This window comes from Rathayibacter sp. AY1G1, from assembly GCF_002932095.1.
Classification (GTDB): domain Bacteria; phylum Actinomycetota; class Actinomycetes; order Actinomycetales; family Microbacteriaceae; genus Rathayibacter.
The window spans coordinates 67,872-82,148 of the sequence record NZ_PSUZ01000018.1; the positions used below are offsets into that span (position 1 = coordinate 67,872).

Here is a 14,277-nt window from a genome sequence, read left to right on the forward strand (position 1 = left end):
GGGGCATGAGACGAACCGTCGTGCCGCCGTACCTCCTCGTCCGCATCGCCCGCCTCGACGATCCGGCCTTCGCCCGGGCCGCGCGGGCCGCGAGCCGCTCGCTCGAGCAGGACGTGCCGTTCCGGCGCGTCCGGCCCGGAGAGCCCGCGCCCGACCGCGGGGCGCCGACCGCCGCCGCGACGTCCTCGCCGCGCACCCGCGTGCAGTCGCTCCAGCGCACCATCGCGGACGCGCGTACCGAGGAGACCCTGCCCGGCACGGTCGTCCGCCGCGAGGGCGAGGCGGCCACGGGGGATGCGGCCGTCGACGAGGCGTACGACGGCCTCGGCGCGATGTCGGCCTTCCTGCAGGGTGCGTACGGCCGCGACTCGATCGACGACGCCTGGCTGCCGCTCGACGCGACCGTGCACTTCGGCGACGACTACGACAACGCCTTCTGGGACGGCTCGCGGATGGTCTTCGGCGACGGGGACGGCCAGGTGTTCCGCCGCTTCACCGTCTCGCAGAGCGTGATCGGCCACGAGCTCGCCCACGGCATCACCGAGTACACGGCGAACCTCGTCTACCGCGGCCAGTCCGGAGCGCTCAACGAGTCGGTCTCGGACGTGTTCGGAGCCCTGCTGGAGCAGTACGGCGCCGGCCAGAGCGCCGACGAGGCGAGCTGGCTGATCGGCGAGGGGCTCTTCACCGACGAGGTGCAGGGCACGGCCCTGCGGTCGATGATCGCCCCCGGCACCGCCTACGACGACGACGTCCTCGGCTCCGACCCGCAGCCGGGCTCGATGGCCGACTACGTCGAGACCGACGACGACAACGGCGGAGTGCACATCAACTCGGGGATCCCCAACCGCGCGTTCGCCGTGGCGGCGACGACCCTCGGCGGGAAGGCGTGGGAGCGCGCTGGGCAGGTCTGGTACGACGTGCTGACCGGGGGCGTCCTCACCGCGACGGCCGACTTCGAGGCGTTCGCGGCGCTCACCGTGCGGGCCGCCGCCGAGCGCTTCGGATCCGGCTCCGAGGTCGAGGCCGCCGTGCGCACCGGCTGGACGACGGTCGGCGTGACGCTGTCCGCCTGAGCCGGTCCGCTCGAGGACGGAGGCGGGTAGCATCGCGCGCATGGACGTCATCGTGTCGCGCAGCGGCGGAGTCGCCGGCCTCCGCCGGGTGTGGCGGGTCGACGTCGAGCAGCAGCCCGACGAGCGCGCCTGGCGCGACCTGCTCGGCTCGCTCCCCTGGGACGCCGCCGACGGCGAGTCCCCCGGCCGGGCCGACCGCTTCGTCTACGAGATCCGCGTGCAGACGCACCACGTCCGCCTCGGCGAGACCGAGCTCGACGGAGCCTGGCGCGAGCTGGTCGACCGCGTGAAGAAGGCGCAGCCCCGCTAGGAGCTGCGCCTTCGTCGTGTGCTCGGAGCTACTTGGTGCCGAGCAGGTCGATCACGAAGATCAGGGTCTTGCCGGAGAGCGGGTGCCCTCCGCCGGCCGGGCCGTACGCCAGCGCGGGCGGGCAGATCAGCTTGCGGCGGCCGCCGACCTTCATCCCCGGGATGCCCTGCTGCCAGGCGCGGATGAGGTTGTTGAGGGGGAAGTTGATCGACTGGTCGCGGCTCCAGGAGGAGTCGAACTCCTCGCCGGTGTCGTACTCGACGCCGAGGTAGTGGACCTCGACGGTCGAGCCGGGCTGCGCCTCGGCGCCGTCGCCGACGACGATGTCCTCGACGACGAGGGTGTCGGGGGCCGGGCCCTCAGGGGCGTCGACCTCGGGCTTGGTCAGGTTCTCGCTGCTCATGCCTCGATCCTACGGCGCTCGGGAGCGGAGTCTGGGAGCGGGCTGCGAGCACTCACTCCACGAGCGTGAGGCGCTGCGTCGGCCGGGTCATCGCGACGTAGAGCGATGCGGCGCCGCGCTCGCCGGTCTGCGCGATGAGGCGAGGGCGGGCGATGATCACGGAGTCGAACTCGAGCCCCTTGGCGTCGTTCGTCGACAGCACGGCGATCGCGCGGTCGAGCCCGGTCGCTCCACGGCCCACCTCCCGGCCGAACCGCTCCTCGAGGCGCTCGGCGATCGCGGCGAGGTCGTCGTCGGGCGCGATGACCGCGAGCGTCCCCTCCGCCTCGATCGCCCGGTCCTCGACGACGGCCGCCAGCACGCGCTCCGAGAGGCTCGCGTCGCCGCGATCGCGGATCGTCCGCACCGGCCACTCGGTGGAGCGCACGGCCTCCCCCGGCGTGATCTCCAGCCCGTTCTCGCGCGCCGTCCGCTCGGCGAAGGCGACGATCTGCGCGGGCGTGCGGTAGTTGACCGTCAGCTCCTCCAGGCGCCACGGCGCCGCCTCCACTCCCCGGCCCTGGCGGCCGAAGGTGTCGCGGAGCGCGGCGTCCCAGCTCGAGGCGGCGGAGGCGCCGGACGCCTGCGCGACGTCGCCCACGATCGTGAACGAGCGCATCGGGCAGCGGCGCAGCAGCACCCGCCACTGCATCGGCGAGAGCTCCTGCGCCTCGTCGACCACGACGTGCCCGTAGGTCCAGGTGCGGTCGGCCGCGGCCCGCTCGGCGGTGGTCCCGAGCACCGAGCGCTCGGCGAAGCCGGCCGCGAGGTCCTTGGCGTTGACGAGGCCGTCGACGCCCATGTTGCGGATGGCGGCCTCCGCGTTCTCGACGTCGCGCTTGCGCTGCTCCTTCTCGGCCTTCTTCGAGGCGTCGGCGTGGTCGTCGTAGGCGCCGAGCAGCTCCGCGGCCTCGTCGAGCAGCGGTACGTCGGAGACCGTGAACGGAGCGTCGCGGTCTCGGCGGAGGAGGGAGCGCTGCGCGGCGGTCCAGCGCGGCGTGAGGGTCGCGAACCAGTTCGGACGGGCGTAGAGGTCCTGCAGCAGCTTCTCGGGGGTCAGCGGGATCCACGCGGTGTTGAGAGCGACGCGGACGTCGTGGGCGGTCCGCACGTCCTCGCGCAGCACCGCCTCGTCGGCCTCGTCAACCGTGCTGCCGTGGCTCCGCAGCTGATCGGCGAGCTGGCGGGTGAGCTGCGAGAGCAGCGTCTTGACGAAGGAGACGCGCGCCTCGTTGTGCGGCTTGCGGGTGTCGCGCGCGCGGGTGATCGCGCGCTCCACGTCCTGCGGCTCCAGACGGAGCTTCTCGCCGTTGACGTCGAGCACCTGGGTCTCGGCCGGGACGGTCTGGCGGGAGCGGACCGCGCGCTTGAGCAGCTCCGCCATCCGCGCCGAGCCCTTCACGCGGGCGACCGCGGGCACGTCCTCCTCGACGAGGTCGAGGCCCGGGTAGAGCTGGCCGAGCGTCGAGAGGACGACACCCGTCTCGCCGAGCGAGGGCAGCACCGCCTCGATGTAGCGGAGGAAGGAGCGTGAGGGGCCGACCACGAGCACGCCGGAGGAGGCGATGCGGTCGCGGTAGGAGTAGAGGAGGTAGGCGGCCCGGTGCAGGGCGACCGCGGTCTTGCCGGTGCCCGGCCCGCCCTGCACGACGAGCACGCCGCGCAGCTCGGACCGGATGATGCGGTCCTGCTCGCTCTGGATGGTCGCGACGATGTCGTGCATCCGGCCGGTGCGCTGCGCACCGAGGGCCGCCATGAGCGCGCCCTCGCCCTGCAGCACGGTGCCCTCGCGCAGCAGCTCCTCGTCGAAGACCTCGTCCTCGAAGCGGAGGACCTCGCGGCCCCGAGTGGTGAGGTGGCGCCGGGCGCGCGTCCCCATCGGCCGGGCGGCGGTGGCCTGGTAGAACGCGGCCGACTGCGGGGCGCGCCAGTCGAGCAGCAGCGTGTCCTGCTCCTCGTCGCGCAGGCCGATCCGGCCGATGTAGCGGTGCTCGGCGTCGGCGTCCGCGAGCGTCAGCCGGCCGAAGGCGAGCCGGTCGTCGGCGCCGGTGAGCGAGCGGATGCGGTCCTCGTAGAGCCGCGCGTAGGCGTCGCGCTCGGAGCGGCTCTGGTGGTTGCCGCCGACGCTCTCGATGCGGACCGTGTCCAGAGCCTCGCGGGCCTGGGCGATCAGCTCTTCGAGGCGGGCGTAGAGCGCCGCCACGTAGTCGCGCTCCCGAGAGAGCTCGGTGGCCTGCACAGTGCTGCCGTCCGTCATCGTCCGCCTTCCGAGGGTCCGCCGCCGCGGGCCGGGAGGCGCGGGATGCGCTCCGGGGGCCGCGGGAAAACAGGCGGTCCAGTCTACCGAGCGATCCGAAGCGGGCCGTGCCGACAGCGGGATCCGGATGCCTCTTGCGCTCGGCGCCGCGGAGGAGCATCCTCTCTCTCACGAAGAGCTCGACGCCCCGTCCGAGCAGCCGGCCCTGCCGCTGCCGCAGGGCGTCGAGCGCTTTCTCGCGGGTGTCCGTCCTCCGTCCGGTCATCGACCGGGAAGAGAACCGGACGGCCCCGCGTTGCACGCCCCATGGCCACTCCGAGCAGCAGCGTCACCGCCCCCTCCCGCGCCTCGATCGACCTCACGGAGTCGGCACGCGCCGGCTGGGAGTCGTGGCTCGCCCGACGCGTCGAGCGCGTCACCGGACCCCGGGGCGATCTCGCCCTCGTCGAGACGCGCTGGCTCGAGCCCGGCGAGAGCGTCGACGACGAGCAGGCGCTGGCCGGCTACGGCCCCTCGGCGACCCTGACGCGGATGCGCCGCGAGAACCTCGACACCGGCGAGCCCGAGTACGGCTACCGCGTCTGGGACGCGGCCTCCGACGGCATCCGGTCCTTCGACGCCATCGAGACCTTCCCGTTCGACGCCGCCTGGGTGCTCGAGGCGTGGTTCGAGCCGGTCGCCGAGGACCGCACGGTCCCGTTCGAGCACCTGCGCGACAACGGCGCCACCCGCGAGCTCGTCGTGCCCGGCGACATCACCTTCTCGCTCGTGGACGACGGGCGCGCCCGCGAGTACACGGTCGCGGCGTTCGACGACGGCGGCACGCTCCTCGTCCCGTTCGGCGATCCGACCAACCGCAGCGACGACCCGGAGCTCGCGAGCTACCCCGTCGGCCGCTTCCTCGTCGTGCAGCGGATCGGCGGCGCGGCCGACGCGGGCACCCCCGCTCCGGTGCTCCTGGACTTCAACCGGGCGTACATCCCGCCGTGCGGCTTCTCGCCCCACTACAACTGCCCGCTGCCGCCCGCGCAGAACCGGCTCGGCGTGCCCGTGACGGCCGGCGAGCGCCGCGTGCGCAGCGCCTCCGCCTAGCGCGCCGGGGCTGAGCGGGGGCGGCCCCGGCTCAGCGGGTGAGCACCGCCCGGCGGGCGACGAGTTCGTCGAGCAGGACCTGCTCGTCGACCGCTCCGGTGCGTCCGCCGCGGCTGAGCAGGAGGTGCTGCCGGTGGTGCGCGAGCCGCGTCGCCGAGCGGAGGAAGTCCCGCATCGCCCGCGGCCGGTCCCCTCCCGCGCTCCGGGCCCAGCGAGCGGCGGTGCGGCGCCCCTCCGCGGTGCCGATCATCCGCACCTCGGCCGGCGAGAGCCAGCCGGCGACGGCGTAGTCGTCGAGCCGCTGGAGCGTCACGCGCCGCTCCTGCCGGCGCAGCAGCACCACCACGACCACGGCGACCGCGAACAGCGGCACCTGGACCACGCCGTAGAAGCCGAACCAGTCGGACACCAGGAACGACGAGCCGTTCCAGAGCGCGTGCAGGAACGCGGCGAGCGCCAGCCCGAGCAGGGCGATGGGCAGCCGCGCGACGGCGGGCCGGTTCGAGGCGAAGCCGAGGGCCGCGCCCGTGCAGGCGGTGAAGAGCACGTGCGCGAAGGGCGAGAGCACCCCGCGGAGGAAGAAGGTCACGGCGAGCGAGCCGAGACCGCCCTCCACCAGCGCGCTGCCGAAGTAGAGGATGTTCTCGACGAAGGCGAACCCGGAGGCGACGACGGCCGCGTAGACGATGCCGTCGACGGGCCCGTCGAAGGTCCGGCGCCAGATCAGCAGGACGAGGAGGACGCCGATCCCCTTGGCCGTCTCCTCGACCAGCGGCGCCTGGATCACGGCGCCGACGAAGTCGGATCCGCTCGGCTGCTGCCCGGACGCGTAGACGGCGATCTGCACGCCGAGGTCGACCAGGAGCGCGATCGCGACGGACCCGGCCGCGCCCCAGAGGAACGCGAACCACAGGCCCAGCGCTGGCTCCGGCTCCCACCGGTCGACCCAGCGGACGCCCAGCAGGACCACGGTCAGCGGGACGAGGGCGATGACCGCGCAGATCCCCGCGGCGCTGACGCCGAGTCCGAGAACCACGTAGGCGAGCACGAGCAGCAGCAGGATCCCGAGGAGCGCCACGCCGATCGAGCCGAGCACGGTCGGCACGACGGAGGGGCGGGCGGTGGCGGGCGGTGCGGGCGGCGGATAGGCGCTCATGGGGCCGACAGTAGGGCACGGGCGGGGTGCGCTGTCGGCGGTTGACACGCGCCGGGCGCTTGGAGGAGGGCCGGGGTGCGGACGCCCGTGTCCGATTCCCGCTCCTGCTCGACGTCGCCGCGTGCGAGGCTCGAGGCGTGCCCGACTCCGATCCGCTCTTCGAGGAGCGCTACCGCGCCGTCGCCTCCCGCGACTCCCGGTTCGACGGGCGGTTCCTGACCGGCGTGCACTCCACCGGCATCTACTGCCGTCCGAGCTGCCCCGCCATCACGCCGCGGCGCGCGAACGTGCGCTTCTACCCGACGGCCGCCGCAGCGCACGAGGCGGGGCTCCGCGCCTGCAAGCGCTGCCTGCCGGACGCTGTCCCCGGCTCCCCCGAGTGGAACCTGCGCGACGACACGGCGGCGCGCGCCATGCGTTTGATCGCCGACGGAGTGGTCGACCGCGAGGGGGTCGAGGGGCTGGCCGCCCGGCTCGGCTACGGCGCGCGCCACCTCGGCCGCATCCTGCGCGAGGAGCTGGGCGCGCCTCCGCTGGCCCTCGCTCGCGCCCAGCGCGCCCAGACCGCCCGGCTCCTGCTCACGAGCACCGACCTGCCCGTGTCCGACGTCGCCTTCGCCGCCGGCTTCACGAGCATCCGGCAGTTCAACGCGACCCTGGCGGAGGTGTACGAGCGGACCCCGACGGCCCTGCGCGCCTCGGCCCGCGGCACGCGCTCCGAGGCGAGCGTCCACGACGGCGCGACCACGCTGGAGCTCCGGCTGGCAGTGCGGGCTCCGTTCGATCCCGGGGTGCTCGACGTGCTCGGCGGCACCGCGCTCCCGGGCATCGAGGAGGCGTCCCCCGGCGGCTACGCGCGCTCGCTCGTCCTGCCCGGGGGCGCGGCGCTGATCCGGCTGGCGGCGGACGGGGAGAGCGTCCGCTGCAGCGCGACGCTCGTCTCCGTCGCCGACGTCGGGCCGCTGGTCGCCCGGGTGAGGCGGCTGCTCGACCTGGACGCGGACGCCCGCGCCGTGGACGAGGCCCTCGCGGCCGATCCCGCACTCGCTCCGAGCGTCGCCGCCCGCCCCGGTGTCCGCGTGCCCGGCTCCGTCGACCCGGCCGAGACGCTGGTGCGCGCGCTGCTCGGCCGGCGGGAGGCCGCACGGCTGGTCGCGGCGCTCGGCGCGACGCTCCCGGAGTCCGTGGCGAGCGGATCGATCGCACGCGCCTTCCCCTCCCCCGCGGTGATCGCCGAGCACGCCGCCGACGTGCTCCGCGGATCCGCCGACGTGCTGGTGCGGACCTGCACGATGCTCGCCGAGGGAGCCCTGCGGCTCGACGCCGACCGGGAGGAGCTCGCCGAGCAGCTGCTGGCGGTCCCCGGGATCGACGCGGCCACGGCGGCCGAGGTGGCACAGCGGGCGACCGGAGATCCCGACGTCCTGCTCACAGGGGATCCCGTGCTCCGGCGGGGCGCGGCGGCGCGCGGCCTGCCCGCCGGCGAGCGCGGGCTGGCCGAGGCCGGGCGCCGCTGGGCGCCCTGGCGCAGCTACGCCGGGGCGCGCCTCGCGGCCGCGGTCACGCCTCCGGCGCGGGGTCGATGATCGGGAGCGCCGCGGTCATCGCCTCGATGCCCGAGAGCCGCGCCGGCGAGATCAGCCGCATGACCTCCTCGCGGGACATCAGCCCCGCCTCGACCACCAGGTCGGCGATGTTGCGGCCGGTCGCGAGGGCGGCCTTCGCGAGGGCGGCGGACGCGGTGTAGCCGATGCTCGGCGTGAGCGCCGTCACGACCCCGACCGAGGAGGCGACCATGGCCTCGAGCCGGTCGACGTTCGCGGTGATGCCGTCGATGCAGTTCTCGCGGAGCGTCCTGCAGGCCTGCGTCATCCAGGTGATGCTCTGCAGCAGCGAGTGCGCGATCACCGGCTCGAAGGCGTTGAGCTGGAGCTGACCCGCCTCGGCCGCCATCGTGACCGTGACGTCGGCCCCGGCCACCGAGTAGGCGACCTGGTTGACCACCTCGGGGATGACCGGGTTCACCTTGCCGGGCATGATGCTGGATCCCGCCTGGCGCGGAGGCAGGTTGATCTCGCCGAAGCCGGCCTGAGGGCCCGAGGAGAGGAGTCTCAGGTCGTTGCAGATCTTGGACAGCTTGATCGCCGAGCGCTTGAGCGCGCTCGAGAACGACATGAAGACGCCGGTGTCGCTCGTCGCCTCGACGAGGTCCTGCGCCATCTCGAGGTCGAGATCGGTGATCTCGTTGAGGTGGCGGACAGCAGCCGCGCCGTAGCGCGGATCGGCGGTGATGCCTGTGCCGATCGCGGTGGCTCCGATGTTGACCTCGGCGAGCAGCCAGATGGTCTCGGAGAGGCGGGCGTGGTCCTCGCCGAGGGTCGTCGCGAAGCCGTGGAACTCCTGGCCGAGCGTCATCGGCACCGCGTCCTGCAGCTGCGTGCGGCCGACCTTCAGGACGCTGCCGAACTCGACCGCCTTGCGGGAGAACGACTCGCGCAGCAGCGCCAGCTCGTCGAGCAGGCGGCGCAGCGACCAGGTCATCGCGATCTTGATCGCGGTCGGGTAGACGTCGTTGGTGGACTGGCTGCGGTTGACGTCGTCGAGGGGGTGCAGGTGCGCGTAGTCGCCCCGCTCGAAGCCGCCGATCTCGAGTGCGACGTTGGCGACGACCTCGTTCGCGTTCATGTTCGTCGAGGTGCCGGCGCCGCCCTGGATCACCCCGACCACGAACTGGTCGTGGAACTCGCCGTCGATGATGCGGCGGCACGCGGCCTCGATCAGCTCGGCCTTGGCGGGGGCGAGGGTGCCGAGCTCGGTGTTGGCCCGGGCGGCCGCGAGCTTGACCGTCGCGAGGGACCGGACGAGATCGGGGTAGATCGAGATGGGGCGCTTCGAGATCGGGAAGTTGTCGAGGGCCCGCGCCGTGTGGATGCCCCAGTAGGCCTCGGCGGGGATCTCCATCGAGCCGAGGGAGTCGCTCTCGGTGCGCGTGGCGGGGGTCTCGGTGTCGTCCAGGGCTCTGCCTTCCGGGTCGCGGTCGGGGAGGGTGCTCGGTGCGAGGGTCACGTCCAGCTCCGTTGCTGTCGTCGTGCGGCCCCGGAGGGTGCAGGGGGCTCGCGAACTGCGCGGCCAGCCTATCGCCGGGGCACGGGGCGGCGGCGGACGCGGGCGCGGAGCGTCCGCTCGGCGGGCGCGGAAGTCCCGCGCCTCCCGCCGCCGGAGCGGACAGGAGGCGCGGGACGCGGGAAGCGGCGGATCAGCGGTAGTCGCTGCCCGACGCGAGGGCCGCGAGCGGCACGAGCACGACCACGACGAGCACGGCGAGCGCGAACAGCAGGACGAGGCCGAGCATGACGGAGTTGAGCACGATGCCCCAGATCGAGAGCGTGCGGCCGGTCGGCTCCCTCCGCAGGCCCAGGATGCCGAAGACCAGGCCCGCGGCCGGAGCGATCACGGTCAGTCCGAAGAAGACGGAGGTGACGCCGAGGATCAGGCTCGTGAGCGAGAACGGGGTCGAGGGCGCCGGGGCGAGCGCCGCGGGCGGGACGGCGGGAGTGCCGTAGGGGGCGCGGGCCTGCTGCGAGGAGGCGGACTCCTCGGCGGCGGGGCGCTCTCCGGCGGACGGCCGCTCCTCGGTGAGGACGGCGGTCGCGCCCAGGTCCACGGTCGGCTGCTCGTCGGCGGGGGTGGAGAGGCGGGCGGTGCGGTCGTCGGTGGTCACGGTGTGCTCCTTCTCGGGTGCCGGTCGCCCGGCGGGATGCGGTGCCGCCGGGCGGGCCGGCGGTGCTGCCGGTGTGCTCCGGCGATGCCTCCACGCTACGGACGCGCCCGGACCCGCCCCATCCGGGGAACCCCCGGAACTCGGGGGCGATCCCCCGCCTCGACGCGGGGGCGGGTGCGAGACTGGTCCCGGCGCGAGGAGGCGGCGATGGACGACGACGAGCTGCGGCACCGCACCCGGGACCGCAAGGGCGCCCGGGCCGTCTGGTTCGCCGGGCTCTCGGCGCTCGCCGGCTTCGTGGTGATCTCCCCTGTGATCTCCCTCACGGCGACCGTGATGGTGTGGGGGTCGCGGCGGCGGATCGGCACCCTCAGCGACCGGAACGGCCTGGTCGCCGTCAACTGGCAGCTCACCTACCTCGCACTCCAGCTGATGCTGGTCCCGCTGCACCTCGCGCTGGTGTCGGTGCGCGACTCGCTCGGCGCCGACTGGCCGCTCGCGACGATCTCGGCGATCCTCGCGCTGGCCGTGCTCAACCTCGTGCTGTGCGTCGTCCTCGGGATCCGGTCCGGCCAGGGACGCACCGTGCGCCTCTGGATCGCCGTGCCCTTCGCCCGCTCCACCCGTCCGCCGCGCTGACCGTTCGGGGACACCGGGCACGGCGGCTCTCCGCTCCTGGGACTCCGCCCGGCGTGTCCGCGGCGCGGTGCCCCCTCGACCCCGCGGCGGCGGGCAGGGTGGTGAAGTGATCGCCTTCCCTCCGCCCGTGTACGTCGTGGCCGACGACGGAGTGAGACTGGCCACCTACTCCGTCGGCGAGGAGAGCGCCCCGACCGTCCTCGCCGTGCACGGCTTCGCCTCCCACGCCGTGCTCAACTGGGAGACGTCGGGCTGGCTGCGGACGCTGCACCGGGCCGGGTACCGCGTCGTGGCGCTCGACCAGCGCGGGCACGGCGCGAGCGAGAAGCCGCACCACTCCGACTCCTACAGCGTGGACGCCATGGTGGCCGACCTGGTGCGGGTGCTCGACTCCTACGACCTCGACGCGCCCCACGTCCTCGGCTACTCCCTCGGCGCCCGGATGAGCTGGGTGCTGGGGCTCGAGCACCCGGAGCGGCTCGCATCGCTGAGCCTCGGCGGGCTGACGGTGGGCGAGCCCCTCCGCTCCTTCGACGCGGAGGCGGCCCGGGCCCGCGTCGCCTCCGGCGGCGAGATCGACGACGGCTTCACCCGCGCCTTCATCGGCATGGCGGAGGGCGTGCAGGGCAATGACCTCGCGGCGCTGGTGGCGGTGGCCGACGGCGTCCGTGGCGGGGCGCACCCGGAGCACGGGCGGCACCCCGGCCTGCCGACGCTGCTCGTGACCGGCGGCGCGGATCCGATCGCTCCCGGCGGTGAGCTGCTGGCGGCGGAGGCGGGGGCGCGGTTCGTGAGCGTCCCCGGCCGCGACCACACCAGCACCGTGCCCGCGCGGGGCTTCAAGGACGCGGTGCTGGCGTTCCTGGCGGAGCAGCGCTGAGCCGGCCCCGCGCCGGACGGGAGCACCGCGAGCGCCGAGGCCCGCGGCGTAGCATCCCCCTCATGCAGGCGATCCGCATCGAGAACCCCGGCCCCGACTCCCGACTCGTGCTGGAGGAGGTGCCGACGCCCTCCCCCGGACCCGGCGAGGTCCTCGTCCGCGTCGCGGCCGCCGGCGTCAACCGCGCCGACCTCGGCCAGCGCGGCGGGGTCTACCCGCCGCCGCCCGGCGCCTCCGAGATCCTCGGGATGGAGGTGTCCGGCACGGTCGTCGCGCTCGGCGAGGACGCGACCGGGTTCGCGGAGGGCGACGAGGTCTGCGCGCTGCTCTCCGGCGGCGGCTACGCCGAGTACGTCGCGGTCGACGCGGGCCTGGTGCTGCCGGTGCCGGACGGCGTCGGCCTCGTCTCGGCCGCCGCCCTCCCGGAGACGACGTCCACCGTCTGGTCGAACCTCGTGATGGTGGCCGGGCTCGGATCCGGCGACACCGTCCTCCTCCACGGCGGCGGGAGCGGGATCGGGACCACGGGCATCCAGATCGCCGCCGCCCTCGGCGCCCGCGTCGCCGTCACGGCCGGCAGCGCCCGCAAGCTCGAGGCGTGCCGCGCGCTCGGCGCCGACGTCCTGATCGACTACCGCGAGGAGGACTTCGTCGAGCGGATCCGCGAGGCGACCGGCGGGCTCGGCGTCGACGTGATCCTCGACCCCGTCGGCGGCGACTACCTGGCGCGAGACCTGGAGGCGCTGGCCGTGGGCGGGCGCGTGGTGTTCATCGGCAACCAGTCCGGTGCGCTGGGCTCGCTCGATCTCGGGGTGCTGATGCGCAAGCGCGGGGCGGTGCACGCCACGACCCTCCGCGCCCGGCCCCTGGAGGAGCGGCGCGCGATCGTCGCGCAGGTGCGCGCGGAGGTCTGGCCGCTGGTCGCCGCCGGGACGGTGCGACCGGTGGTGGACGAGGTGGTCCCGCTCGCCGAGGCCGAGCGGGCGCACGACGTGATGCGCTCCTCCGGCCACATCGGCAAGCTGCTGCTCACCCTGTGACGCCCCGCACCGGAGGAGGCCCCCGCCGCCCGCGGTGAGCGGGAGCGGGGCCTCCTCCGGTGATGCCCTCCGGCGGGGCGTCAGACCGCGGAGCGCAGGAGTCCGAGCGAGCGGTTGATGCCGTCGACGTCGACCGCGGCCGGATCGAACGAGGCTCCGGCGGCGAGGCCGAGAGCCTCGAGCGCCTCCGCGTGGTCGGCCGAGGACGGGTCCGTCGCCGCCCGCACCGTGTCGGCCCAGGCCGCGGGGCCTCCCGGCACGTCGAGCGGAGCCGCGCCGCGCGCGCCCGTGCAGCGCGGCAGAGCCGACGACAGCGGCGCGATCGACTCCAGACGGATGACGTGGCGCCACTCGTCCTCGAGGTCGTAGACGTAGAAGAGCTCGTCCTGCTCCTGCTCGAGCACCTCGGCGAGCGCGACGCCCGCCTCGTCCACGAGGTCGGCGCCGAACTCCTCCGCGTCGGACGGCGAGCCGATCGGAGCCTGCTCCTCGTCGGGCACGCCGACGCTGAAGTAGTGCGGCTGCGCGTCGGTCCAGCCCAGCGAGAGCTGGAGCGCGAGGTGCAGATCGCGCAGCGACGACTCGGAGGAGAGCTCGAGGCGCCGCCAGACGACGGGCTTGGTCCCGAGCAGGGCGACGTGGAGCGCGTAGGCCGTCGCCGTGTCCTGGGTCGCCTCGTCGAGGATCTCGAGGCGGGTGGCCTCGCGCTCGCCGAGGAGGACGACCGTCGCGCGGACGACGGAGGCGAGGACGGGCGCGAGGCCCTCCGGCACCGCGTAGCCGAACTCGGGCGAGTGCAGCAGCAGCCCGAGCTCGGCGGTGTCGTCGAGCATCCGCTCGGCCGTGCCGACCATGCGCTCGCGCTCGTCGAGGGCCTCGTCGAGCGAGACTCCGGAGTCGGCTGCCAGCTCGTCGACCAGCTCGCCGACGACCAGGCCCGGGTGGATCTCGGCCTGGCAGGCGACCGCGATGCGGACCAGCACGGCGTCGGTGGTGGTGACCGCGCGCTCCTCCGGGGAGAAGGCGCCGTCCTCGGTGTCGGCGGCCGCCAGCGCGGTCTGGGCGCTGAGGATCCACTGCTCGAGGAAGCGGGCGACGTAGGCGATGCGCTCGGCGGCGGCCTCGTGCGCGTCGGAGCTGCGCCAGAGCACGGCGGCCTCGCCGAGACCTGCGGCGGATCCTTCCTGCTCGAGCACGGCCGAGCCGACCAGCGCGTCCCACCAGGCCGAGACCGGGATGCGGACGGAGTCGTCGCTCGGGGTGGATCCCGCGGAGGAGATGCCCGCCTCGACCGCGATCTCGCGGGCGGCGCGCTCGGTGAGGGTCGCGCCGTCGTCGGCGGCGAGGTGCTCGACCACGACGTCGGCGGCGTGCACGAGAGCGGTGGCGCGCACGGCGGAGAGCTGCTCCTCGGCCGGGACCTCGTCGAGCTCGGCGAGGTCGTCGAGCACGGCCTCCACGAAGGAGCCGGCGAGGTCGAGGACCTCGTCGAGGACGGCCTGGCACTCGTCCAGCTCCTCGTCGGTGCCGGTCCAGAGGTCCTCGTCGGTGAGGAAGTCGAGGAAGTGCTCGACGACCTCGGCGACGGTGAAGAGGGTGTCGTCGAGGTCGGCCTCGCTCTCCTCCCCCGACAGGTCTGCCTCGATCTGGTCGAAGACGGCCTC

The 14,277-nt window shown here is 74.4% G+C and carries 13 protein-coding genes; 7 read left to right on the forward strand and 6 right to left on the reverse strand.

All coding sequences use genetic code 11. The features are described from left to right. Positions 1–5 precede the first annotated feature (5 nt). Both C5C36_RS11415 and C5C36_RS11420 read left to right on the forward strand, forming a co-directional pair. Complete coding sequence (locus C5C36_RS11415; protein WP_104309772.1) at positions 6–1,076, forward strand: M4 family metallopeptidase; 1,071 nt, start codon at positions 6–8, stop codon at positions 1,074–1,076. A gap of 40 nt (positions 1,077–1,116) precedes the next feature. Further along, complete coding sequence (locus C5C36_RS11420) at positions 1,117–1,386, forward strand: protealysin inhibitor emfourin (protein ID WP_104233246.1); 270 nt, start codon at positions 1,117–1,119, stop codon at positions 1,384–1,386. Positions 1,387–1,414: 28 nt separating this feature from the next. Here the strand turns inward: C5C36_RS11420 and C5C36_RS11425 are convergent, their stop codons facing one another. Together C5C36_RS11425 and C5C36_RS11430 are read right to left on the reverse strand one after the other, a co-directional pair. Further along, positions 1,415–1,789 (reverse strand): FKBP-type peptidyl-prolyl cis-trans isomerase, encoded by a 375-nt coding sequence (locus C5C36_RS11425; protein ID WP_104226280.1) that lies wholly within the window; start codon positions 1,787–1,789, stop codon positions 1,415–1,417. A 52-nt stretch (positions 1,790–1,841) separates the two neighbouring features. Further along, positions 1,842–4,085 carry a UvrD-helicase domain-containing protein gene (locus C5C36_RS11430; protein ID WP_104309773.1) on the reverse strand — a complete coding sequence of 748 codons (2,244 nt, stop codon included), beginning with the start codon at positions 4,083–4,085 and terminating at the stop codon, positions 1,842–1,844. Positions 4,086–4,391: 306 nt separating this feature from the next. Between C5C36_RS11430 and C5C36_RS11435 the strand changes: the two genes are divergently transcribed. Next, positions 4,392–5,177 (forward strand): DUF1684 domain-containing protein, encoded by a 786-nt coding sequence (locus C5C36_RS11435; protein WP_104247431.1) that lies wholly within the window; start codon positions 4,392–4,394, stop codon positions 5,175–5,177. A gap of 31 nt (positions 5,178–5,208) precedes the next feature. Here the strand turns inward: C5C36_RS11435 and C5C36_RS11440 are convergent, their stop codons facing one another. Beyond that, positions 5,209–6,333, reverse strand: a complete 1,125-nt coding sequence (locus tag C5C36_RS11440; RefSeq protein ID WP_104309774.1) for a PrsW family intramembrane metalloprotease — start codon at positions 6,331–6,333, stop codon at positions 5,209–5,211. A 137-nt stretch (positions 6,334–6,470) separates the two neighbouring features. Between C5C36_RS11440 and C5C36_RS11445 the strand changes: the two genes are divergently transcribed. After that, entirely contained in the window at positions 6,471–7,919 is a 1,449-nt protein-coding gene (locus tag C5C36_RS11445; RefSeq protein ID WP_181133807.1) for a DNA-3-methyladenine glycosylase 2 family protein, read from the forward strand. On the opposite strand, the gene C5C36_RS11450 is transcribed toward C5C36_RS11445, so the two are convergent. Beyond that, a complete protein-coding gene (locus tag C5C36_RS11450) occupies positions 7,894–9,348 on the reverse strand; it encodes an aspartate ammonia-lyase (protein WP_258064082.1) in 1,455 nt (484 codons plus the stop codon). The two genes, C5C36_RS11445 and C5C36_RS11450, sit on opposite strands and share 26 nt — an antisense overlap. A gap of 241 nt (positions 9,349–9,589) precedes the next feature. Next, entirely contained in the window at positions 9,590–10,054 is a 465-nt protein-coding gene (locus tag C5C36_RS17640) for a DUF4190 domain-containing protein (RefSeq protein WP_104309776.1), read from the reverse strand. Between the two features lie 207 nt (positions 10,055–10,261). Here C5C36_RS17640 and C5C36_RS11460 point away from each other — a divergent pair, with 207 nt between their 5' ends. The 3 genes from C5C36_RS11460 to C5C36_RS11470 all read left to right on the forward strand — a co-directional run bounded on the left by C5C36_RS11460 (position 10,262) and on the right by C5C36_RS11470 (position 12,613). Next, on the forward strand, positions 10,262–10,693 hold the full coding sequence (locus tag C5C36_RS11460; RefSeq protein ID WP_159939525.1) for a DUF4870 domain-containing protein: 432 nt from the start codon (positions 10,262–10,264) through the stop codon (positions 10,691–10,693). 106 nt (positions 10,694–10,799) lie between these two features. Then, the gene (locus tag C5C36_RS11465; protein WP_181027173.1) at positions 10,800–11,573 is read left to right on the forward strand and encodes an alpha/beta fold hydrolase; all 774 of its coding nucleotides are present in this window, start codon (positions 10,800–10,802) and stop codon (positions 11,571–11,573) included. A gap of 62 nt (positions 11,574–11,635) precedes the next feature. Beyond that, on the forward strand, positions 11,636–12,613 hold the full coding sequence (locus C5C36_RS11470; protein ID WP_104309779.1) for an NAD(P)H-quinone oxidoreductase: 978 nt from the start codon (positions 11,636–11,638) through the stop codon (positions 12,611–12,613). 80 nt (positions 12,614–12,693) lie between these two features. On the opposite strand, the gene C5C36_RS11475 is transcribed toward C5C36_RS11470, so the two are convergent. Continuing rightward, positions 12,694–14,277: plasmid pRiA4b ORF-3 family protein (locus C5C36_RS11475; RefSeq protein WP_146085328.1), on the reverse strand; the 1,584-nt coding region annotated here is incomplete at its 5' end.

Excerpts from the sequence above, each read along its gene's own strand:
- C5C36_RS11415 (WP_104309772.1), top strand. The coding sequence starts at position 6 with ATGAGACGAACCGTCGTGCCGCCGTACCTCCTCGTCCGCATCGCCCGC.
- C5C36_RS11420 (WP_104233246.1), top strand. The coding sequence starts at position 1,117 with ATGGACGTCATCGTGTCGCGCAGCGGCGGAGTCGCCGGCCTCCGCCGG.
- C5C36_RS11425 (WP_104226280.1), bottom strand. The coding sequence starts at position 1,789 with ATGAGCAGCGAGAACCTGACCAAGCCCGAGGTCGACGCCCCTGAGGGC.
- C5C36_RS11430 (WP_104309773.1), bottom strand. The coding sequence starts at position 4,085 with ATGACGGACGGCAGCACTGTGCAGGCCACCGAGCTCTCTCGGGAGCGC.
- C5C36_RS11435 (WP_104247431.1), top strand. The coding sequence starts at position 4,392 with ATGGCCACTCCGAGCAGCAGCGTCACCGCCCCCTCCCGCGCCTCGATC.
- C5C36_RS11440 (WP_104309774.1), bottom strand. The coding sequence starts at position 6,333 with ATGAGCGCCTATCCGCCGCCCGCACCGCCCGCCACCGCCCGCCCCTCC.
- C5C36_RS11460 (WP_159939525.1), top strand. The coding sequence starts at position 10,262 with ATGGACGACGACGAGCTGCGGCACCGCACCCGGGACCGCAAGGGCGCC.
- C5C36_RS11470 (WP_104309779.1), top strand. The coding sequence starts at position 11,636 with ATGCAGGCGATCCGCATCGAGAACCCCGGCCCCGACTCCCGACTCGTG.